We start from the raw sequence: 24470 nt of genomic DNA, 5'->3' as shown, positions 1-24470 counted from the left end.
GGAGCATGATATGAAGATTATATATCAGGAAGATTCGCAACGATCAAAAAGTGCAGAATTGTTAATAGGAATTTTAATATTAGGTGTTATTGCATTTATTATATATACGACGTATAGAAGTATTACTTCACATATTATATTGGTGGCAGAATATTTTATTGAAATTGTTACTGGATTTGTGTTGTTGAAAAATGCAGTGGGCCGTTATCGATATATTTTAACAGAGGATCAATTTATCATTGAAGAACAATCATTATTTCGAAAAAAACATTTTGAAGTACCATATACATTAATTGATGGTGTATATGCGTTTAGACAAGAAATTATGGGACAATTGAGGTTTCGTTATAAATATAGAAAGTGTTCGACAGCTGATTCTCGTCCTGTGTATGCTATGGCTTATGAGGTAGTAGACGGACGTCATGTACGACATGCAAGAGTATTGATTAAAGCAGAAGATGCATTCTTTGATTTGCTGTCCACATTTGTACCTAATCGTATCCGTGTATCACAAGAAGAGGTTGTTTTTTATGCTATTGCCCATAAAGATGCTATAAAACATGGAGAGACAGTGGAGGAGTACTTATCTTCCATGCGTTGTGATACTAATATATAATTAACTATGAGGAAAATAGATGAATACTTTATATTTGGCTTCTACATCACCACGGCGTAGTGAATTACTATCTCAAGTAGGGATTAAGCATACTGTGGTGAAGAGTAATTATAAAGAAGATAATACATTACTAACATCACCTGTGGAATTAGTGGAACGTCAAGCCTTAGGAAAGGCGAGGGAGGCTATCGGTATACCATCAGGACGACAATTAGTTTTAGGAGCAGATACAATCGTAGTTTCTGATGAACAAGTATTAGGGAAACCTATATCGATTGAAGACGCTAGGAAGATGCTTGCACAATTATCGGGAAAAGAGCACCTAGTGATTACTGGGGTAGCATTATTATGTGATGGTGTAGAACGTGTATTTCATGTAATTACAGGGGTATTATTTAAAGAGTTATCTGATGATGAAATTAATGCATATATAAAAACAGGAGAACCATTTGATAAAGCGGGAAGTTATGGTATTCAGGGAATTGGTGCTTTGTGGGTACGTGAAATTCATGGCTCCTATACTAATATAGTGGGTCTGCCTGTTGAAGTCGTGTATGATGAATTACAAAAATTATTACGATAAGATGATGCTTATCAAAAGCTATGAGCTACGGCTCATAGCTTTTCTGCGTTTTATAAGGAAAATAAGTAAAAATAAAACTGCAAATACATGGAAAGGAGGACGTGTAAATTATGATAAATCATTATAGAAGCGTGCACTTGTGATGGGAATAGTATAGTGGCAATAAATTTATAGTATCTGTGTAGGAATATATGTATTGAGAATATAATGGAGGGTATATGAGTATAGTTAATCAAGGATTATGGGATAAACAAATAGGCAATGCGACTAAATTTGAAAGTACGAGAGAACATATATGTGTAAAGCATATGGATACATTTCAAAGACCACGAGAAAAATTTATTGCTTTAGGCGGTGATAAGTTAGATATAGCTGAAATTTTAGCTATTTTATTGCGGACTGGTTGTAAAGGACAATCATCGATTTCTTTAGCAAAAGAATTATTACAAAATCTTTCAATGAGAGGATTACAGTTAAATAGTGCTACGATTGATGATTGTATGCAAGTAAAGGGGATTGGGGAAGACAAAGCAGTAACCATTGGAGCTGCTATTGAATTAGGAAGACGACTAGTAGAAACAAAGGTGCTAGAAGAACACAAGGATTTTACATCACCTGAGACAGTTGCTTTATATGTTATGGAACGAGTGAGACATTGGCGTGAAGAACATTTTATGGCCATGTATTTAACAGCAAAAAATACATTGATTTCGATTGAAGAAATATCAAAAGGGGGGCTAACATCTAGTTTAGCAGAACAGAGAGTAGTATTTCGCTATGCCATTGCCCATAATGCGGCCTCTATTATATTGTTTCATAATCATCCCTCGGGCGATAGTACACCAAGTCAGAACGATATACGAGTGACAAAAGTATTTAGAGATGCAGGACAACTCATGGGGATACCTATTATTGATCATATTGTTATAGGTGATAAAAACTATACTAGTTTATGTGAGAAAGGATATGTTTAGGCAAAATTGAAAATTTTTTATAAAATTTCTAGAAAATATGATAAAATGATATGATGATAGTACAAAGGAGACATACATCATATGAGTAAAGTATTTTCTTCATTAGGTAGAAATTTAAGTATAGATATGGGAAGTATTAATACCCATGTATATGTGGAGGGACGTGGCATAGTAGTGTCAGAGCCCTCATTGGTTGCAACGGATACAAAACAAGAAGGAATCATTGCAGTAGGAAGTGAAGCAGAGCGTTTATTGCTTAGAACACCAGATATGTTGGATGCGTTGCGTCCGTTAAAAGATGGTTTTATTGTTGATTATCGTGTAACCCATACTATGTTAAATTATTTCATCCATAAAGCTTCTAAGTCTGTGAGACGTTCTAGAGTTTTTATGTCAATTCCTTGTGGAATGACAGATGTGGAGCAACGAGCTATGACAGATGCTGTTATACAAGCGGGAGCTAGGGAAGTATATTTGCTTGAAACTCCTGTATTGGCTGCGTTAGGTAGTGGGCTTCCTATTTTCGACTCCTACGGGAGTATGGCTGTAGATATTGGCGGAGGTACTGTTGATATTGGAATATTAGCATTAGGTGGGACTGTCATCAGTCGATCTGTTCGATGTGGTGGCGGTGATTTTAATGCGGTAATTTTGCAATATATAAAGCAGTGTTTTTCTGTTATGGTAGCCGATGATACGGTAGAAGAAATTAAATGTACATTAGCGACAGCACTTATGCCAGAAGAAGATTTAGAATATACATTTTTAGGTAGAGATACATCAAATGGATTGATGAAACGTAGTGTAATCCATAGTTATGAAATTTACGAAGTACTGCAAGAGCCTATTTGTCGTATTATTAATGAAATAAAAAATGTGATTCGTCAAACATCACCAGAATTAGTAGCAGATATTATGGAAAATGGGATGGTTTTAACAGGCGGAAGTGCACAATTAACGGGATTAGCAGAATGTATTGCTAAAGAGATTGGTATTCCTGTACATGTGCCAGATAATCCATCCTTGACAGTTGCAAGGGGGCTTGGCGTTGCGGCTAAACAATTTTCTATGATGACACGTTATATTGTTGCATCTAAAAATAGAAAGGGGCGAATATAATGTTTTCATCTGAACGTAAATTGATTACTTTTATAGCGATTGCTTGCATCCTTTTAGGACTGTTGGGATATGCGTGGAAACAACGAACTCATGTTCCATTTGTAACAGTAACCTTAGAGCAAATAACTACTCCATTTTCCTATGGAGCCTCTACGATTTTACGTAATTTACATACAGGGATTGAAGTTATTGATAATGCTATCGGTAATACGACCGCGCTCAGTGATATAGAACAAGAACGCGATACAATGGCGCAAAAGGTAGTAGATTATAATGAAGTAGTGGCAGAAAATATTAGATTGAGGCAATTATTAAATTTTGAAGTAGCTCATCCTGAATTTGATATGGTAGTTGCTACAGTGGTGACTAAAGATTATGGCAATTGGACTAATACATTTACTATTGACCGTGGAGCAGAAGAGGGAATAGCGATCAATATGCCTGTGTTTGTACCTAGTGGTGTAGTAGGATTTGTAACAGATGTATTTCCTCATTCATCTAGAGTACAAACTATTTTCGATCCACGTACATCAATTGGTGTCATTGTGCAACGGCCAGAATCAAGGATTGCTTCTGTAATGAAAGGTAATGGTAATAATCCGACAGAACCTATTATGGTTAATATTGCTAAAGATGGAGATATATTAGAAGGCGATACACTTATTACATCTGGATATGGTGGTATCTATCCGAAAGGATTTCCTGTAGGACATATTAAAAAATTAGAAATAGATAGTGAAGGATTCGTAAAGAATGCGATTGTTGATGCGAATGTAAATGTTAGAAATATAGAGGAAGTATTTGTTATTATACGCTCCTCTGTAACGGCTCCGAATAGTCCTAAAGAACCGCTTAAACTTGTACCACAGACTCAACGTGATCAATTAGAAGGTGTTAAAGGAGCTGTGAAACAATGAGACTCATTGCGTATATTTTATTAGGACTGTTGACCTTACTTATACAGACACAACTATTTCCGTTTCTTATCCATCAAGTGTGGATACCAAACTTATTCTTGGTTTGGATAGTCCTTATTGCAGCTATGCATGGTCGTAAAACAGGATTAATCATGGCAACGATAGCAGGTGTGATTCATGATACGATTATTTCTAATTTTTTCGGATTACACATATTTCCATATTTACTAGTTGTGTACGTAGTAACTGTATTTCGTGTTCATATTTATGAAGAACAATGGTACATTTCATGTATCACTGTAGCTATTGCAACATTGCTAGATTCTGTGATTCGAATTGCTATATTATACGCTATTCATGCAGATATTGAAATAGGAACATACATGTGGCATCTTGTATTCCCTACTATATGGGTTAATGGAATTCTTGCAGTTTTTATACATTATTTATTGTGGCGTATGCAGGAAAAAGAAAAGTATATTTGGTAAATGATTGGAGGCATCTGCGTGCTCGAAAGTTTATATAAAAAGAATAAGACAGGCCGTTTTGATGTCTTTGTATATGTAGTAATTGTCGTATTTTTAGTATTAATTGCGCGCCTCGTATATTTGCAAATTATTGAGGGTGAATATTACCAATCTAAAGCTGAAGGCAATCGACTTCGCATGGTTTCTATGACAGCGGCTCGAGGAATTATGTATGATAGAAATGGACAAATTCTTGTGGGATCGCGTCCTGCGTATACGGTCTCCATTATGCCTACAGGAAAAGAAATCGATGAAAAAACACTTATCTCTTTAGCAAGTCTATTAAAAACTACACCAGATATATTAAAGGAAAAAATTAGTTCTCATAAAGGCGGATATGAACCAATTCGTTTAGCAACTGACATTACTATGGATGTAGTTACTAAAATTGAAGAACATCATGATGAATTCCCTGGCGTTACTATTGATGTAGAACCGCTGCGCTATTATCCTTATGATTCATTAGCTTCTCAATTATTTGGATATGTAGGCGAAATTAGTGAAGAAGAACTTGGAGAGATAAAGAAAAATAATCCTGATTCTTTAGTTAATCAAGGAACTATTTTGGGCCGATCTGGATTAGAAAAAATGTATGACTCTGTTCTACGTGGTACTGATGGAGGAAAACAACTAGAAGTTGATGCCAGTGGCCGTGTTGTTGCTGAGGTGGGACGCAAGCATACAATCCCTGGCGACGATATTCATTTGACGATTGATTTAAAATTGCAAAAAGTCGCAGAAGAAGCAGTTCATAAACAAATTTCCTTATTACGACAACAGCATATTCCCGCTAAAGGGGCTGCTGTAGTGGCTCTCGATCCTAATACAGGTGCCGTATTGGCGATGGTGAGCTCTCCAGAATTCAATCCAAATTGGTTTGCACAGGGGATTACAACACAACAATGGACACAGTTAAATACAGATGCAGGGCATCCATTTGACAATAAGGTTATTTCTGGAGAATATCCACCAGGTTCACCATTTAAAATAGTAACAGGATCAGCTGCCCTAGACTTAAAAAAAGTAACACCGGACGAGCAAATTTTTGATAGTGGTCGTCATTGGCTCATTGATAAAAGAAATGCAGAAGGAGAAGCATTAGGATGGCTTGATTTTAATACGGCTTTAGCTAAATCTGACAATGTATACTTTTATGAAATGGGCAATCGAGTTGGTATAGATAACCTTAATAAATATGCTAAATATTATGGCCTTGGAGAAAAGACTGGCATAAAATTATACGGAGAAGCTACAGGTAATTTGGCAAGTCCAGAATATAAACGCAAAGTATTTGATCAAGATTGGTATTTAGGAGAAACATTTGATGCTGCTATAGGACAATCTTTTACATTAGTTACGCCAATTCAAATGGCAGTATTAATGTCGGAAGTAGCTAATGGTGGAATACGATACCAACCATATGTTGTGAGTCGTATAGATAATGCAGATGGAACACCAGCAGAAATTTATGGACCAAAAAAAATTGGCACCTTACCTATTTCTAAAAGTGTTATGGATTTAGTCCGTAATGGATTACGAGATGTTACTGCAGAAGGGGGAACGGCAGGGGAAATATTTAAAGGATTTCCTATTTCTGTAGCTGGTAAGACGGGCACAGCTGAAAATGCAGCAGGTAAAGATCATGGGTGGTTTGTTGCATATGCACCTTATGATAAACCTCAAATTGTAGTAGTTGCACTGGTAGAACAAGGAAGCTTTGGTGCTGGCTCAGCAGGTCCTATTGTCCGAGCAATTCTAGACGCTTTTTTCAATGTACGCAGCAAAGATGATAAAGAAGCTGTGAAGCAATCAGTTGGCACTACTAGTGATAGTCAGAAAGTGATGGTAGGTCCTTCTACGATATAAATCAATTATTTTTAAGAAAGGATAGTCATATGGGAATGATAATTGCACTCGTATCTGGAAAAGGTGGTGTTGGTAAAACAACACTTACTACTTGTTTAGGGACAGCTTTAAGTCAAAATGGGCATCACGTGCTAATAACAGATGGTGATTTGGGATTACGTGATTTAGATCTAGTCTTGGGCAAAGAAAATGAAGTTGTATTTGATCTTACAGATGTTTGTGCAGATCCAGAATATATGGATGCGGCAGTTATTTCAATACATGACCGATTAGATTTCTTGCCAGCGTGTCAAAGTAAACGTTGGGAAGATATAAAGAGAAAAAATTATCGAAAGATGATGCGTCGCTTATCAAAACAATATGATTATATATTAATTGATGCGCCGGCAGGCATTGGTAGGGGTAGTGATACCATTATCGATATTGCGGATCGAGTTATTATTGTATCTCAACCATTTTGGGTATCGTTGCGTAATGTAGGACGCATTATGCAAGTATGTCATGAAAAGCGAAAATTTGATTATGCTTTAGTCATTAATGGTATGTCGCAAAGTGTGTGTAGCGAATTAGATATTAATACAATTATGTCAACTGTGGGGGCTGAAAAATTAGCTACTATTATTCCTTATCATCAGGATATCATCTCTTATACTCAAGAGGGACGATTACATGAATTAGCACCTGAGTGGCTTCTCACAATGTTAGAGCCCCTTGTTACATTTACACAAACTGGTATGGCCATCGATGAGAATCGTTTAACGCATACATATGATAATTTATTTACTAGTGTCATAGATTCACAAAAGGTAGATGCTGTAAAAACAGATACAATGATAGAAGAAAATTCTGAAGAAGATACAATCATACAGATTAATTGTGAAAATACTGCATCTAATCATCATACTCATGATGATAGTTATAGAAAAAATTATGATGAAAAAGAATCGAATGATAATCCAGCGACATCTAGTACATGGATGCATCGTATGCTTTCACCGATTAGTCAATTATTACATAAGCAAAAATCTATGAAGTGGTCTCATTTAGTACGTAGAAGATAGGAGATTATATGTGGCAACGAATATGGAGAGAATGGGACTGGACAATTGTTATTTGTACGGTTTTATTAGTTGGAATTGGTGTTACAGTCATTGGGAGTGCTACGCATGTTAATAAAGAAGGACTGGCTATTACAGGTCTAGTTACCAAACAACTTGTCTTTTTTTTCATTAATGTAATATTAGTTATTGCCTTGCAATGGTTTGATTATCATCGATTTCGAGCATTATCTAAGCCAATCTACATAATTACTTTGCTGATGTTATTAGCTGTTATGTTTGTCGGAACATCTGCTCTAGGCGCTCAAAGATGGATTCAAATAGGAAGTATTACCATTCAACCTTCTGAATTTTCTAAACTATTAATGATTATTTGTATGGCTCGATTATTAGAAAATAGGGTGGGCACATTTACGACATTTAAAAGCTTGTTACCTGTAGTTGTGTATATTGGTATACCTATGTTACTAGTATTCAAACAACCAGATTTAGGAACTTCCTTAGTATATATGGCGATTATGATAGGTATGTTATTTATTGCTGGTGTTAGAATGCGTTTAGTGCAAATTATGGCAGGTATTGCTGTTATTGCAGCACCGTTTGGTTGGTTTTTATTACATCCTTATCAAAAACAGCGTATATTGGTCTTTTTAAATCCAGATATTGATCCATTTGGATCTGGCTATCATATTATTCAATCAAAAATTGCTATTGGTTCAGGATTAATTATGGGGAAAGGGTTATTTGAAGGAACCCAAAGTCAATTGAATTTCTTGCCAGAAAATCATACAGATTTCATTTTTTCCGTAATTGGTGAAGAATTAGGTTTTATTGGATGTGTAATAGTTTTGTTGTTATTGTTTACATTAATTTATCGAGCAATTCGTATTGCTTATAGTGCCAATGATAATTTTGGCATGTTATTGGCTACGGGTATAGGTTCCATGTTTACCTTTGAAGTACTAGTTAATGTAGGCATGACTACTGGGATAATGCCTGTAACAGGGATTCCTTTGCCATTCATCAGTTATGGTGTCAGTGCATTAACAACTAATATGTTTAGTGTAGGCATTTTATTAAATATTGCTATGCAACGTAAAAAACTTATGTTCCAGTAGGTTAATGGATGAAATAAATAAAATATACTTTATAAGTGTTAAGTTATACTCGATTGATAGATATGCGTTAGAAATAGTACTACTCCTTAGTATAATTAGCATCTATAAATATATGGGGAGTAGTTTTTCTGTTTTATACATAGATTAAAATTGGGTTACTACATATCACATGGTATTATACTCATTTTGTTACTATAAAACTTTGAATATATGGAGGTATTATGATTGAATTAGATACATCTTGGTTACAACATGTAGAAAAACCAGCACGATATACTGGTGGTGAATGGAATAGTATTGTTAAAGACCATCGCCAAGTCGATGTAACCATGGCATTAGCCTTTCCAGATGTATACGAAGTCGCCATGAGTCATTTGGGGATTAAAATTTTATACTCTTTAATTAATGAACGAACCGATGCTTGTGCAGAACGTGTATTTGCACCTTGGCATGATATGGAAGCAGAAATGCGTAATAGAAGTATTCCTTTATTTTCGCTGGAAACAAGAACAGCTATTAAGGAATTTGATATAGTAGGATTTACATTACAATATGAAATGAGTTTTACTAATATCCTTAATATGCTGGATTTAGCGAATATACCTTTATTGGCAAAAGATAGAGATATGTCTTTTCCTTTAATCATTGCTGGTGGTCCTTGTTCTTATAATTTGGAACCTTTGGCTGAATTCTTTGATATTGCGTCTATTGGCGAGTCAGAAGAATGGACGAATGAGTTTATTGATTTATATAAACAAGAAAAAGAATTAGGCTTTCCAGGAGGAAAGGAAGCTTTCTTACGTAAAGTTGCATTAATTCCTGGTTCTTATGTGCCATCCTTATATGAGCCTCAATATAATGAACAAGGAGATTTTACGGGTCTACATATACTAGCACCAGAAGCACCTAATCATATTGAAAAAAGAATTATTGAAGATATGGAACATGTACATGTGGCCACTAAACCTGTTGTACCCTATTTAGATATTGTTCACGATCGAGCCGTTCTAGAATTATTTCGTGGATGTTCAAGGGGATGTCGGTTTTGCCAAGCGGGCATGATTTATCGGCCTGTTCGTGAAAAAACACCAGAACGATTAGTGGAAATTGCTAAAGAAATCATTGCTAATACAGGTTATAATGAAATTTCTTTAATGTCATTAAGTTCTGCCGATTATTCAAAATTACCAGAATTAGTTGATATGCTCATGGAAGAGTTTAAGGATAAGCAGGTGAGCGTTAGCTTACCATCATTACGAATTGACAGTTTCTCTATTGATATTGCTAAAAAAGTCCAGCAAGTTAGAAAATCAGGGCTTACTTTTGCTCCAGAAGCTGGTACACAACGTATGCGTGATGTTATTAATAAAGGTGTAACAGAAGAAAATTTACTAGCAGCTTGTACGAATGCATTTCAGTCAGGTTGGAATACAGTTAAACTTTATTTTATGATGGGATTACCGACAGAAACTGATGAAGATGTAGCAGGCATTGCAGATTTGGCGTATAAAGTACTTGATTTGCACCGGGAGATAACAGGTAAGCGAAATGGAAAAGTAACGGTTAGTGTATCTTTTTTTGTACCTAAAACACATTCTCCTTATCAATGGTATGGTCAGCAGGAAGTAGAAGAAATTCATAGAAAGCAGCAATATTTAAAATCTCTCATTAATAATCGTAATATTTCTTATCACTATCATGACGGCTATACTGGTTACATGGAGGCCGTGTTTGCTAGGGGCGATAGAAGGCTATCAGCTGTATTAATGGAAGCGTGGAAAATGGGCTGTAAATTTGATGGCTGGACAGAATATTTTAAGTACGATACTTGGTTAGCTGCATTTGAGAAGTGTGGGATAGATCCTGCCTATTATGCACGACGAGAACGCACTTTTGATGAACCATTACCATGGGATCATTTGGATTCCGTTGTAAGTAAAGGCTTTTTAAAACGAGAATGGAATCAGGCAATAGAAGCGGCACTAACACCCGATTGTCGACGTGCATCTTGTAAAGGGTGTAATGTTTGTGCTGAATTAGATACAGCTATTATCGATTATAAGGAGGGTGGACGTGTTGAGAAAGTTACGTTTGGCATTAAGTAAAGGTGAAGAATTACGTTTTTTATCTCATTTAGATTTTTCTCAAGCGGTTGAACGAACTATACGTCGAGCAGGCATACGTATGGCCTACTCTGAAGGTTTTAACCCTCATATGAAAATTAGTTTTTCGTCAGCGCTAGCATTGGGAATCACTGCGTCTAGAGAATATGTTGATATGGATACAGTTGATGAGGACTCATTAGAGAATATTATCACTCGTTTTAATACCCATGCCCCTAAAGGACTAGAAGTCATAGAAGGAAAAATTATGACTGATGAGCGCGTAAAAAAGATGATGGCTATTTGTAACTATGCCATTTATGAAGTTACAGGACCAATTACGTCCGAGATTGATTGGAAGGAATTGTTGAAGTCCTTTAATGATGCTCATGAAATAGCTTATGAAAAGATAACACCTAAAAAGATACGGACTATTGATATTAAGCATTTTATAAAAGACCCTATTACGGCAGTGGTGCATGATAATCATACAGTTACACTTGTTATGGGGATAGGAATTTATCCTGAAGGGACAGTCAAACCCAGTGAAGTTTGGAAGCTCGGGAAGAGGCAATTTGGATGGCCAGTTACTGATGCATATGAGGTACATCGAAAAGATATTTTAATAGCTAATGAAAATGGTTTATATACACCTTTAGAAATATAGTTGTGTTTATAGATCTAATATAATTAGTAGTAGGCATTTTAGAATATGACATCAGTAGTAAGAAATTTAAGCCATAGAGTTTTATTTTCATTGTAACTTGTTTTATATAGAGAGATTGATATCGTAATTGTTTATAAATAGCGAAGGAAAGCGTATTCATCATATCTAAGTATAAAAGTGGAGGCCCATATGAAACAAATTGTTATTTCAGCTATGCCAGAAGAACTTTGTATGGCAATCGTAGATGAAGAAAATCGATTAGTGGATTATATGGTCGAACGCCCTGATGAAGAACATATTGCTAATCATATATTTAAAGGAACTATAAAAAATGTCTTACCTGGTATGCAGGCTGCTTTCCTTGATATAGGTCGTTCAGATAATGCGTATTTAAATTTACAATCTGGTAAACAAAGTCAACTGTTACAAAAACTATTTGTAGGGCAACATTTATTAGTACAAGTTGTTAAAGAAGAAATGCTTGGCAAAGGTGCTAGAGTGACTAGCGATATTAGCTTAGCAGGTCGATTTATGGTTTTATTACCATATGCGAAAGGTATTCATATTTCTAAAAAGATCAAAGATCCACTTATGCGTGAGCAATTAGCGGTGATTGCAGAACCTTACTTGAACAAAGGGTGTGGATTAATCCTTAGAACTGCAGCCTCTAAAGCTACTCCGGATGAGGTGGCTGCTGATATGGAGTTTTTATGGCATACGTGGCAATCCATACATAATAGATTTTCTATTGCTAAAGGTGGCACTTGTTTATATACAGATGCTGATTTTTGGTATCGTATTTTTCGTGAACATGTTACAGCAGATGTTAGTACTATTATTGTAGATGATCCAGTTGGTTTTAAACGTATTTCAGAATTATTGGCGTTAACTAAATTAGATGACTATATTAGCCTTCAACTATATACGGATAAAGAGCCTATTTACAAAGCATATCAAGTAGATGAACAAATAGAAAGTTTGACGAATACAGAAGTTACATTGCCTTCAGGTGGAACTTTACGAATTGATCATACAGAAGCGTTAACAGTGATTGATGTTAATTCTAGTAGTTTTGTTGGACAGTCTAAAAGTGCCGAAGATTTAGCAGTTGCAGTCAATACGGAAGCTGCTAAAGAAATCTGTCGACAATTGCGATTGCGTGATATTGGTGGCATTATTGTTTGCGATTTTATTGATATGAGACAAGAGAAACATAAGAAAGATATTTTGCGAGTATTAACACGGTTAGCAAAAGAAGATAAGTCGAAAACTGTTGTATGCGGTATTAGCTCGCTAGGACTTGTTGAAATGACACGTAAGCGTAAACGACAAGGATTACAAACTATTCTCTTTGATACATGCCCTCAGTGTGGTGGCACTGGTTATATTTTTTCTGGAAAAACAGTATATTTACAAATTCTACGAAAACTACGTGATATGTATAAATTGGGACGCCTAAAAAGCGATATAGAAATAGAATGTCATCCTGATGTAGCCATATACTTTACAAAAGAAGTGTGTAAAAAACTTTCCATAGAATTACAAAAATCGATTTTTATTACTAAGAGTAAAACAATGAATCGTGAAGCCTACTCGCTACTATCGATTGGCCATTAATTGTATATATTGGTAGATATATAGGAAAAGTATTGATATTATAAAAATAATAGTGTATAATAGAGAGAATTTTCATAAAATATTGATTCTTCCTATATAAGTGAGGCGTTTTAATGTGTCATTAGTAGAAGTTATATTAATTGCTATCGGTTTGGCTATGGATGCGTTTGGTGTATCAGTTAGTAAAGGTTTAATGCTGACTGAAAAAGAAACACATAAAAAGGTAATATTACCTTTACTGTTTGGTATTTTTCAGATGTTAATGCCTATTATTGGGTGGGCAATAGGTGTACAATTTGCAGATACAATAGCAGCATATGATCACTGGATTATTTTAGTTCTCTTGAGTTATCTAGGTATTACTATGATACGCAACTCCTTTGATGACACAGAAGATCAAGAGGTAACCACTGGATGGGGCGAAATGCTAATGCTGTCAATCGCGACTAGCGTTGATGCAATGGCAGTGGGTATTACCTTCGCCTTTTTGTCGGTAAATGTAGTATATGCCTCATCCATTATAGGAATTATTACATTTTTTATTTCTTTAGTAGGAATTTATGCAGGACGTTTATTAGGTAATTTCTTTAAAAGTCGTGCAGAAATGATTGGTGGTATCATCTTACTCCTTATTGGGGTAAAAATTTTATTTCAACATTTAGGATATATAAGTTGATAATAAGAAGACGGTTAGTGCCATAGTAAATACTATGACAATGTATATGAATAGAAGTATACTATCCATATACGATAATTATATAAAAATATTACATATAGATTGACTACATCTACTATACATAATGGATGTAGTCATTTTTATAGTTAGTTTATTAACTAAAATTAATATATACATAGCATATTTATTTTATATAAGCTTTGACAAGACAGTTTTTTTGATATATACTTAATAAGTCATAGTTTGGGTACTACCTGAACTTTGTAGCCGCATGAAGGGGTTGTAAATGACTGACTCTTGGGTTAGGCTACCGTATTCAGCGAGTTCGAAAACAAGGAGGTGTTTATCGTGTACGCAATTATTAAAACTGGTGGTAAACAATATCGTGTATCTGAAGGCGATATAATTACTATTGAAAAATTGGAAGCAACTGCTAATGATTCTGTCACTTTTGAAGATGTATTGACTGTAGTTAATGATGGTGATGTTAAAGTTGGGGCTCCTCTTGTGGACGGTGCAAAAGTAACAGGTACAGTTCTTGAACAAGGTAAAGCTAAAAAGATTTTAGTATTTAAATATAAAGCTAAATCTAATTACCGTCGACGTCAAGGTCATCGTCAACCGTTCACTAAAGTTCGTATTGAATCTATTCAAGCATAATTATGATTTCTATTATAATTACTCGTAATTCTGATAAGCTTATTAGAAGATGTCAGATTGAAGGACATGCGGAATATGATGATCCTGGTTATGATATTGTTTGTGCAGCCGTATCCGTGCTATCTTGTACTGCTATATTGGGGTTACAAGATATTGCACATCAAGAAGGACACTATACAAATACGTCAGGACAATGTGATATCATATTATCTGGTGTTCTTACACAGAGTGGTCAGGATATATTAGAAACAATGATTCTTGGACTTACCGAGATCAGTAATCAATATTCTGATTTTGTAACAATTAGTGATAAGTAGGAGGTGAACGTAATGTTTACTTTTGATTTGCAATTATTTGCACATAAAAAAGGTGTATCAAGTACACGTAACGGCCGTGACAGTGAATCTAAACGTCTTGGCGTAAAATGTCATGATGGTTCTATTGTTAAAAGCGGTAATATTATCGTTCGTCAACGTGGTACCCATTTCCATCCTGGTACTAATGTTGGTATCGGTAGTGATGATACTTTATTTGCTCTAGTTCCAGGTAAAGTAGCATTTGAACGTGCTGGTCGTTATAACCGTAAGGTTAGCGTATACCCAGTAGAAGCGTAAGCAATAGTAAGAAGCTCTTAGAATTCTTAATCATATATTAAACTCTTAGTTGATATATGATAGGATTTTAAGAGCTTTTTTATATATGAATGAATATATTTAAGTTTACATACTAGATGCATAGAATATGGCTAGCATATTTTTATTATTTGATGATACTATAGATTTCAATAATATTTTCTATTTTATAGATAAGTCATCTTTTTTATATAGGAGAGATCATTTCTCCAAGATAGCAAAAGTTTTTACTATATAGTATAAGTAACTTGTTTTGATATTTCTTCAATCAATGAATAGGCATTTTGTAGAAGTAGTACAGAAAATAATATGTAAAGAAAGAGTAAAATAATCATCTGGAGCATAATTTATTTATAATATAGATGATGAGAGCTAATATTGTAGTTGTCATACGATATAATTCAGCTAATGAAGGTAATAATAGCAGAGTTAACATCGTTTACCATTTAGTAAGAAATACAGTTATAAAAATTAAATTATTATTCTGCAGGGCAACTTGATTATAATATTTACCGTGATTACACTTATTTTTGATTTTGAGTGGTGGTTTAATGATACGAAAGATTTTTTATCATTTAGAATAGTTTATATAAAATATATAGATTGTTGAGAGTTATTATACTTATAATTTATAGAAAAAATGTTATTATTTGCATTTTATTAATAATAATATAGACTATTTGATATGATCTAATATAGAAAGTCGACAAAATTCAGTATGTTTTACTAGGAATAAGTGTTATACTAAATATATCCATATAGATAATATTGGATATTATAGTATAGGTAAGGAATTATTATATACCGAAGAGGTTTCGGACTCAATAAGAGTAGTAAAGGAGTAAGTATGATGTACAATGTAAAATCTTCTAAGGCAGAAGAGTTTATTAGTCATGAAGAAATCCTGGATACCTTAGCGTATGCTAAAGCAAACTGTGAAAATCGTGAACTATTAGATCAAATTTTGGCAAAAGCAGCGACTTATAAAGGGTTAACTCATCGTGAGGCGGCTGTATTATTAGAGTGTCCTTTACCAGAATATAAAGATAAATTATTTACATTAGCGAAAGAAATTAAGAACACTATTTATGGTGATCGCATCGTTTTATTTGCCCCATTGTATTTATCAAATTATTGCGTAAATGGATGTGTATATTGTCCATATCATGCTAAAAATCGCGATATTAGTCGAAAAAAATTAACACAACAACAAGTAAGAGACGAAATTATGGCATTAACAGCTATGGGACATAAACGTGTGGTTATTGAAGCAGGAGAAGATCCTATTAATAATCCACTAGAGTATATTTTAGAATGTATAAAAACAATTTACAGTACCAAAAATAAGCATGGTGAAATTCGTCGTGTTAATGTTAATATTGCAGCTTGTGAAGTAGAAGACTATAAAAAGCTACATGAAGCTGGTATTGGTACGTATACATTATTCCAAGAAACATACAATAAAGAAAATTATGAAGCGTTACATCCACATGGTCCAAAAAGTAATTATGCATATCATACAGAAGCTATGGATCGAGCTATGCAAGGCGGAATTGATGATGTAGGAATTGGCGTATTATATGGATTAGAACACTATCGATATGATTTTGTCGGTTTATTGATGCATGCAGAACATTTAGAAGCTGTTTATGGAGTAGGCCCTCATACTATTTCTGTTCCTCGTATTTGTCCAGCTGATGATATTGATGTTAATGATTTCAGTAATGCTGTTCCAGATGATATTTTTGAAAAAATAGTGGCATTGATTCGTGTATCAACTCCATATACAGGTATGATAATGAGTACTCGTGAAAGTGCTACGATGCGTGCGAAAGGATTAGCCTTAGGAATTTCACAAATTAGTGGTGGATCTCGTACGAGTGTGGGTGGTTATAAAGAAGAGGAGTTACCAGAAGATAATTCAGCACAATTTGACACCAGCGATCGACGTACCTTAGATGAAGTTGTAGAATGGCTTCTTGAATTAGGGTATGTACCAAGTTTTTGTACTGCTTGCTATCGTTCGGGACGAACAGGCGATCGATTTATGGCACTTGCTAAATCTGGTCAGATTTCTAACTGTTGCCAACCTAATGCATTAATGACACTTAACGAATATTTAATTGACTATGCTAGTGACACAACTAAAGCTACTGGACAAGCTGTCATTGATAATCAATTAGGTGCGATACCTAATGAAGTAATTAAGGATAAAGCAAAGCAATATATAAAACAAATGGAATCTGGTGAACGAGATTTTAATTTTTAAAGAAACTTAATTAGAAGGGCTAGAATAAAATGTACCCTTAATAAAATAGAGGAAGGTTGATTTAGTAAAATATCAACTTTCCTCTATTTTTATAGTATCTACCTTAGACAGGAGGGTGGATTTATTGTTCTTTACTCAATAAACTACTCCCTATATGGATAGGAAAATAATTTCTTATACAAAAAACTAACCCATCTATAGTAAAATGTTCAAGCTATATTATATAAAAGTAAAGTAAGATTATAGTATGATGATTTTCTTTACAGTATACACTATATAAACCATGTTATAGATGTATGAAATAGAACTATTATGAAAATCCCATTTTTTGTGTAGCGTATATGCAATGTATATCATAAAAAATTGAATGTATACTAATACTGAAAATGAAAATTACAAATAATAATGTAGTGCCATATAAATTTGATTTAGTTTACTTTTATGTATAGAAGTTCCATATCTAGATTTAATGATTTCAAACCATCATAGTTTATTAATAGTTATTATTTATTAAATTCCTATATTTTCCCGTAGTTTCTTGAAATTTATCATAGATATATATTTTATTCTAGCTAAAGATAGTGTATAATAAATAAAAATGATAATGATAATACATTGATGAAATTACTATATGGTTGAGATGGCACTATGAAAGATATAAGAACTAAACGATGGCGTATTAATAAAGTCGATAGCCATAAAGAATATAATTTAATACATGAATTAGGCGTTTCATCAGTAGTGGCTCGGTTAATGATGAATCGTAACATTACGGACTTAGAGGAAGCAAAAAAATTTTTAAGTGGACCTTCCATTGAACCCTATGATCCATTTCTTTTAAAGGACATGATAAACGCGGTAGAAGAAATAGAATATAGGTTAACGAATCATGAACCAATTGTAATTTATGGTGATTATGATGTAGATGGTATTACAGCTACTTCACTGTTATATCGTTTCTTAAAAAAATTGGGCGCCAATGTTACTTATTATATACCAGAGCGACAAAGTGAAGGATATGGACTTAATTTAGAAGCCTTGGAGACAATCATTGACAAAGGGACTAAGCTAATTATTACTGTTGATTGTGGTATTAGTTCTTATGATATAGTGGAAGCTGTGCGAGATAAGATATCTATAATTATTACAGATCACCATTTAGTGCCAGAATGTGTACCACGAGCAACAGCTGTTATTAACCATAAGCAATTAGATTGTGACTATCCAGATAAAAATTTATCTGGTGTTGGAGTAGCTTTTAAAGTATGCCAAGCAATTTGGTTAAAGCGTACAGGGGAATGGTATTTTGATGATTTAGATATCGTTGCATTAGGAACCGTTGCTGACATGGTACCTCTTGTTGGAGAAAATAGAGCATATGTAGCACGAGGACTTACAAAAATGGCTATGCTACCTAATGAAGGACTTAAAGCATTAATCGATGTGGCTGGATTGACGGGAAAATCAATTACATCCGGCCAAATCGCGTTTTCCTTAGCACCACGGTTAAATGCAGCTGGACGTGTTACACATGCTACTAGAGCGGTTGAGTTGTTGATAGAGACTGATTCTGATAAAGCGTTGATGATTGCAGAAGAGTTGCAACTTACTAATTTAGAGCGACAAGAATTAGAACACTCTATTCATGATATGGCTCGAGATGATGTCGTTAATCAAGGGCCTTTGGCAGATTATGTGATTGTAGTAGCAGGAGAAGGCTGGCATCCAGGAGTCATTGGTATTGTGGCTTCAAGGCTAGTTGAAGAATATTATAAACCAACGTTAGTAATTAGTGTACATGATGGTATTGGAAAAGGATCTTGTCGTAGTATTGATAGTTTCAATATATATGAGGCGCTACAATATGCAGATGATTTATTAATTCAATTTGGTGGCCATAATATGGCGGCAGGATTTAGCATTAAAGAAGAAAATATTCCCCTATTACGTTCTCGTCTAACCGAGTATTGTCATAAAGTATTAAAGAAAACTGATTATATCCCAGTGCTCGATATTGACTTAGAGCTACCCATTCAAGATATAGATGTGTCTATTATTGACCAAGTGTCTACATTAGAACCATATGGTATAGGCAATCGAACACCGATATTTTCTGTTAGTCAGGCCATTGTAAAAGATGTATTGCTAATGGGAAAACAAAAAAATCATTGTAAAATCGTATTAGAAACTACTAATGGAACGTTAGATGCTATTGCATGGAATGCCGATTATTATCACTCACATATTGTTCCAGGTGATACTGTGAATGTGGCGTTTTCATTACAAAAAAATGAATGGCAAGGATATGTGACACCTCAATTAATGATACAAGATATTGAAGTGATACATACAGAACCCATTACATTGACGGTTGAAGGACTGAGAGATATATATGTATTTGTTAGACATATTTGTAAAAACGGTGAAGTACCTAAATATGTATTAGAAACGGAAATAGTTCATAAATATAGTACTTGTCAGAGAGCAAAGTCCAGTTTATTAGCATTAGAAGTTTTTAAAGAATTAGGTATATTAAAGGAAGAAACATCAGAAGATGGACTACTGTTGTATAAATGGTATCAAGCACAGGGAAAATTGGACTTAGTAACATCTTTAACCTTTTTGAAATACAGCTCTCAGGAGGATGTATATGAAAGAAAATGAAGAAGGCAAAGTTTTAGTAGAAAATGAAACTTTTCATAAAGAACAAGAATTAGATAATTTTATGACCTTGGTAAAATCATATTTACCAGCGAATCAATGTAAAGAAATTATACGAGCTTTTGAGTTGGCAGACAAGGCACATGCTACACAATTTCGTGTATCTGGGGAACCCTATATTATGCATCCATTGGCAGTAGCGACTATTTTAGCTCATTTACAAATTGATGACACCACATTAATTGCAGCTTTGTTACATGATGTGGTTGAGGATACAACCTATACAACTGAGGATATTAAATCTTTATTTGGTGAGGAAGTGGCGTTTTTAGTTGATGGTGTTACAAAATTAAATCAGTTTCAGTATCATACTAAAGAAGAGCAACAAATGGAAAATTATCGAAAGATGATTTTGGCTATGGCAAAAGATGTACGTGTAGTAGTCATTAAGCTAGCTGATAGATTGCATAATATGCGCACATTAAAGCACATGCGTAGTGATAAACAAAAACGTATTGCTAAAGAAACACTGGAAATTTTTGCACCTCTTGCTCATAGATTAGGTATATTCAATATTAAATGGGAACTAGAAGATTTATCATTCCGATATTTAGAACCAGATAAATACTATGATTTAGTTGAACAAATGCAACAAAAACGACAAGCCCGTGAAGATATTGTGAATGATACTATGAATCAACTGAGTAAAGCCTTAAGTGATGCTGGCATTACTGCTAATGTAAAAGGTCGTCCAAAACATTTTTATAGTATCTATAAAAAAATGAAAAAAGATAATCGTGATTTATCACAAATTTATGACTTATATGCAGTTCGCGTTATTGTAGATACGATTCCACAGTGTTATGCAGTGCTTGGCATTGCACATAGTTTGTGGAAACCGCTTCCTCATCGTTTTAAAGATTATATTGCTATGCCAAAGTCAAATATGTATCAATCGTTACATACAACGGTCATTGGTTCATTAGGACATCCTGTAGAAATTCAAATCCGCACGTGGGAAATGCATCGCGTATCTGAATACGGGGTAGCAGCCCATTGGCGATATAAAGAAGGCAATAAAAATGGAGATAAAGATTTTGATCAGAAAGTAGCATGGTTACGACAAATTCTAGAATGGCAAGATACTACTAACCCTAAAGAACTTGTGAATGCATTAAAACTAGATGCTTTTACAGGAGAAGTGTTTGTCTTTACCCCTAAGGGAGATGTGGTAAAATTACCAATTGGATCAGTGCCACTTGATTTTGCCTATCGTGTTCATACCGATGTTGGACATCAATGTGTGGGTGCTAAGATTAACGGAAAAATCGTACCATTAGATTACACATTAAAGAATGGCGATATTGTTGAGATTATTACTTCTAAAAACGGAAAGCCAAGTTTGGATTGGTTAAATATTGTAGGCTCTAGTGAAAGTAAAAATAAAATTAAAAATTGGTTTAAACGAGAAAACAAAGAAGAAAATATTGAAAAAGGGTTAGAAGCTCTTGAAAAAGAGGCTAAGCGACTTAATTATGATTGGAAAGCTTTGTACAAACAAGAATATATAGAATCAGTTTGTAATGCGCTTAATGTAGGTGGAGAAGATGAACTCCTAGCTGCTTGTGGGTATGGTGGTATACCGCTGAGTACAGTGCTCGTTAAGTTAGGGGAATTATTAAAACGAGATACCGAAAAAGAAGAATCAAAACGTTCTACGGAAGCGATTATAGAAAAATTACGGGCACATGCACCTAGAAAATCTAAGAATACTAGTGGAATTTTAGTAAAAGGTGAACGAGATGTAATGGTGAGAATGGCTCAGTGCTGTAATCCAGTACCAGGTGATGATATTATAGGTTATATTACACGTGGTCGAGGTATTTCTATTCATCGTGCAGATTGCTCGAATATTGGACATAGTAAGGAAGAACTAGATCGAATGATTGAAGTCTCATGGGATACAGATACTAGTGAAATCTTTCATGTTAGCATTGAAATTCAAGCTTACGATAGAAATGGTATGTTGATGGAAATCATGGCAGTTTTATCAGAATTGAAAATTAATATAGTAACAATTAATGCAAAAGTGGAAGAAGATACTAAAAACGTAAATATTAGTTTAGTCATTGATATTAAGGATTTATTACAATTAGATTTCGTTATGACTAAACTGAGACGCATTCGAGACGTATATGCAGTGCGAAGAGCTAGTGGAGGTGCTTAATGAGAGCTGTAGTACAAAGAGTTACGAGCGCTTCTGTTTCGGTAGATGCTATAGAAGTAGGGAAGGTAAAAGAAGGATTACTTGTATTTCTTGGCATTAGTAAAGATGATACTGAAAGTGACGCCAATTATATAGTTGATAAAATTTCACACCTTCGTATTTTTGAGGATGCGATGGGAAAAATGAATGAATCTATCATAGATAAAAAAGGGGACATCTTACTAGTGTCACAATTTACATTATATGGTGATGTACGCCATGGAAGGCGACCGAGTTTTACAGAAGCAGCCAGTCCAGAACAGGCGCAGTTACTGTATGAATATGTAGTAAATCAATGTAGATTATTAGGAATTACTATTGCTACAGGTACATTTCAATCTCATATGATGGTAGAGTTAACTAATGATGGACCTGTGACGATTTTAGTTGATAGTAAAAAAATATTCTAATATCATATTTTATCTAGGAGGTGATAATTTGAAACTTACATTGTTGAAGATTCCCTTAGGTGCATACCAAACAAATTGTTACATCATCGGTAATACGGATAATAAAAAAATCTTCCTTGTTGATCCAGGTGCACAGGGAAAAGAACTACTTGCTGAATTAAACCATAGACAACTAGAACCACAAGCTATATTATTAACTCATGGACATAGTGATCATATTGGTGCAGTTCAAGAGTTAGTTGATACCTATAACATACCTATTTATATGCATCCAAAAGAAGTACCCTTTCTTACAGATTCTGAATTGAATCTAAGTGCTTTTCAGGGATTAGACATACAAGTTCATGGAACTATACATGAAGTTATAGAAGGAGATACTATTTCTTATGAACAAGTGCCGATAAAGGTTATTGAAACGCCAGGGCATACACCTGGAGGCATTTCCTTTTATATGGATGGTATTTTATTTGCAGGGGATACTTTATTTAGAGATTCTGTAGGTCGTACTGATTTCCCATATGGATCGTTTGATGATTTAATAGTATCCATACAGACCAAATTAATGAACCTGCCAGATGATACGATTGTCTATCCAGGACATGGCCCAGAGACCACTATCGGATATGAGAAAAAATCAAATCCATTTATTGGTTAGGTGGTGATAGATTGCTATATAATAAGTCATTACAATATTGGTTGCGATTGATATTATTAGTCATTGCTATAAGCATATTAGCTCTATTGGGTCCTATTGTGTTACCATTTCTTGTATCATTCGTGCTGGCTTTACTTTTATTGCCAATTGTGAATGGATTACAATATTTTATGAGAAAAAAAGTTGGGTGGACATCGTTTCCTCGTACATTAGCTATTCTGCCAGCTTTTTTATTAGTAGCGTTACTTATCGTCATTAGTATTAATTTAGTAGTAACACCTTTTTTAACCGAATTTTCAAGATTAGTTTATAATTTACCATTTTTATTGCAACAATTTGTATTAGTCATACAATCGATTCCATTATATGAAGAATACCAAATTATGCCATCCCAGATGAATACACTTCTGTCAATGGCGATTGCAAAAGTAAGTAATTATGGTGTTGAATTAGTTCAACAAGGTGTGTCAGCAGTGTTTTCTTTGGCAGGAACATTACTGGAGTTATTATTAGTGCCAATTATTACATTTTATTTATTAAAGGATGGTCGTAAGTTACAAGAAAAAGTCATTCGTATTTTTCCAGAACCAAATGCAACGTATATACGAGAAATTAGTAATCAAATCCATCGTACAGTGGGTGGTTATTTACGAGGACAATTGTTATTAGCAACGAATATGTTTGTCATCGTTCTAATAGTGGCGTATATATTTAATTTACCATATCCTTTTGTATTAGCTTTATTAGCTTCTTTAGCCGAGTGGCTTCCTATTATCGGACCTTTTATCAGTGCCGTGCCAGCAATTATACTAGCTTCCTTAGTAAGTGGTTCGTTAGCATTGAAAGTAGCTATTGTATATTTAGTGATTCAACTAATTGATGGACAAATTACTATGCCTAAAGTATTAGGTCATGTGATAAAGTTGCACCCATTGGTTATCATTTCTGCTATTTTTATTGGTGGCACTTTTTACGGTATGATAGGGATGATGGTTGCTGTACCAATTACAGCTATTTTGCAAATTATTTTAGATAGATTATGGTATTTTAACAATTATTATAAGGATGGTGACTAAT

22 protein-coding genes are annotated in these 24470 nt (G+C 34.3%); all 22 read left to right on the top strand.

The features are described from left to right. The first annotated feature begins 10 nt into the window (after positions 1 to 10). A complete protein-coding gene (locus tag P6940_RS02560; protein WP_038151777.1) occupies positions 11 to 616 on the top strand; it encodes a hypothetical protein in 606 nt (201 codons plus the stop codon). A 19-nt stretch (positions 617 to 635) separates the two neighbouring features. After that, on the top strand, positions 636 to 1199 hold the full coding sequence (locus tag P6940_RS02555; protein ID WP_277293117.1) for a Maf family protein: 564 nt from the start codon (positions 636 to 638) through the stop codon (positions 1197 to 1199). Between the two features lie 218 nt (positions 1200 to 1417). Next, a complete protein-coding gene (gene radC / locus P6940_RS02550; RefSeq protein ID WP_081936417.1) occupies positions 1418 to 2173 on the top strand; it encodes a RadC family protein in 756 nt (251 codons plus the stop codon). Positions 2174 to 2254: 81 nt separating this feature from the next. After that, positions 2255 to 3292, top strand: coding sequence for a rod shape-determining protein (locus P6940_RS02545; protein ID WP_277293116.1), 1038 nt, complete (start codon positions 2255 to 2257; stop codon positions 3290 to 3292). Continuing rightward, a complete protein-coding gene (gene mreC, locus P6940_RS02540; RefSeq protein ID WP_277293115.1) occupies positions 3292 to 4209 on the top strand; it encodes a rod shape-determining protein MreC in 918 nt (305 codons plus the stop codon). The genes P6940_RS02545 and mreC overlap by 1 nt, the downstream gene beginning before the upstream one ends. Continuing rightward, complete coding sequence (gene mreD, locus P6940_RS02535; protein ID WP_277293114.1) at positions 4206 to 4697, top strand: rod shape-determining protein MreD; 492 nt, start codon at positions 4206 to 4208, stop codon at positions 4695 to 4697. The genes mreC and mreD overlap by 4 nt, the downstream gene beginning before the upstream one ends. An 18-nt stretch (positions 4698 to 4715) precedes the next feature. After that, positions 4716 to 6602: a penicillin-binding protein 2 gene (gene mrdA / locus P6940_RS02530; RefSeq protein WP_277293113.1), complete on the top strand. Its 1887-nt coding sequence runs from the start codon at positions 4716 to 4718 to the stop codon at positions 6600 to 6602. 29 nt (positions 6603 to 6631) lie between these two features. After that, entirely contained in the window at positions 6632 to 7663 is a 1032-nt protein-coding gene (locus P6940_RS02525; protein WP_277293112.1) for a P-loop NTPase, read from the top strand. An 8-nt stretch (positions 7664 to 7671) separates the two neighbouring features. Continuing rightward, positions 7672 to 8778, top strand: a complete 1107-nt coding sequence (gene rodA / locus P6940_RS02520) for a rod shape-determining protein RodA (protein ID WP_038151770.1) — start codon at positions 7672 to 7674, stop codon at positions 8776 to 8778. Positions 8779 to 8999: 221 nt separating this feature from the next. Continuing rightward, positions 9000 to 10883, top strand: a complete 1884-nt coding sequence (locus P6940_RS02515; protein WP_277293111.1) for a TIGR03960 family B12-binding radical SAM protein — start codon at positions 9000 to 9002, stop codon at positions 10881 to 10883. Beyond that, positions 10855 to 11547, top strand: a complete 693-nt coding sequence (locus tag P6940_RS02510) for a TIGR03936 family radical SAM-associated protein (RefSeq protein ID WP_338116624.1) — start codon at positions 10855 to 10857, stop codon at positions 11545 to 11547. Before P6940_RS02515 ends, P6940_RS02510 begins: the two co-directional genes overlap by 29 nt. A 189-nt stretch (positions 11548 to 11736) precedes the next feature. Then, on the top strand, positions 11737 to 13164 hold the full coding sequence (locus P6940_RS02505) for an Rne/Rng family ribonuclease (RefSeq protein WP_038151768.1): 1428 nt from the start codon (positions 11737 to 11739) through the stop codon (positions 13162 to 13164). A 115-nt stretch (positions 13165 to 13279) separates the two neighbouring features. Then, the gene (locus tag P6940_RS02500) at positions 13280 to 13840 is read left to right on the top strand and encodes a manganese efflux pump MntP family protein (protein WP_277293109.1); all 561 of its coding nucleotides are present in this window, start codon (positions 13280 to 13282) and stop codon (positions 13838 to 13840) included. A 348-nt stretch (positions 13841 to 14188) separates the two neighbouring features. Continuing rightward, positions 14189 to 14500 (top strand): 50S ribosomal protein L21, encoded by a 312-nt coding sequence (gene rplU / locus P6940_RS02495; RefSeq protein WP_277293108.1) that lies wholly within the window; start codon positions 14189 to 14191, stop codon positions 14498 to 14500. A gap of 2 nt (positions 14501 to 14502) precedes the next feature. Further along, complete coding sequence (locus P6940_RS02490) at positions 14503 to 14817, top strand: ribosomal-processing cysteine protease Prp (RefSeq protein WP_277293107.1); 315 nt, start codon at positions 14503 to 14505, stop codon at positions 14815 to 14817. 12 nt (positions 14818 to 14829) lie between these two features. Further along, positions 14830 to 15114 carry a 50S ribosomal protein L27 gene (gene rpmA, locus P6940_RS02485; RefSeq protein WP_028257117.1) on the top strand — a complete coding sequence of 95 codons (285 nt, stop codon included), beginning with the start codon at positions 14830 to 14832 and terminating at the stop codon, positions 15112 to 15114. Positions 15115 to 15982: 868 nt separating this feature from the next. Further along, a complete protein-coding gene (gene hydG, locus P6940_RS02480; RefSeq protein WP_338116623.1) occupies positions 15983 to 17401 on the top strand; it encodes a [FeFe] hydrogenase H-cluster radical SAM maturase HydG in 1419 nt (472 codons plus the stop codon). A gap of 648 nt (positions 17402 to 18049) precedes the next feature. Continuing rightward, complete coding sequence (gene recJ / locus P6940_RS02475) at positions 18050 to 20065, top strand: single-stranded-DNA-specific exonuclease RecJ (protein ID WP_277293105.1); 2016 nt, start codon at positions 18050 to 18052, stop codon at positions 20063 to 20065. Continuing rightward, positions 20052 to 22289 carry a RelA/SpoT family protein gene (locus tag P6940_RS02470; RefSeq protein WP_277293104.1) on the top strand — a complete coding sequence of 746 codons (2238 nt, stop codon included), beginning with the start codon at positions 20052 to 20054 and terminating at the stop codon, positions 22287 to 22289. Before recJ ends, P6940_RS02470 begins: the two co-directional genes overlap by 14 nt. Continuing rightward, complete coding sequence (dtd, locus tag P6940_RS02465) at positions 22289 to 22738, top strand: D-aminoacyl-tRNA deacylase (protein WP_028257113.1); 450 nt, start codon at positions 22289 to 22291, stop codon at positions 22736 to 22738. Before P6940_RS02470 ends, dtd begins: the two co-directional genes overlap by 1 nt. A 28-nt stretch (positions 22739 to 22766) precedes the next feature. Then, the gene (locus P6940_RS02460; RefSeq protein ID WP_277293103.1) at positions 22767 to 23393 is read left to right on the top strand and encodes an MBL fold metallo-hydrolase; all 627 of its coding nucleotides are present in this window, start codon (positions 22767 to 22769) and stop codon (positions 23391 to 23393) included. Between the two features lie 11 nt (positions 23394 to 23404). Continuing rightward, a complete protein-coding gene (locus P6940_RS02455) occupies positions 23405 to 24469 on the top strand; it encodes an AI-2E family transporter (protein ID WP_028257111.1) in 1065 nt (354 codons plus the stop codon). Position 24470: the final 1 nt, after the last annotated feature.

This window comes from Veillonella montpellierensis (assembly GCF_947090115.1).
Classification (GTDB): Bacteria; Bacillota; Negativicutes; order Veillonellales; family Veillonellaceae; genus Veillonella; species Veillonella montpellierensis.
The sequence above is the reverse complement of the archived record's forward strand: the minus strand, read 5'-3'. Positions and strand labels throughout refer to the sequence as shown.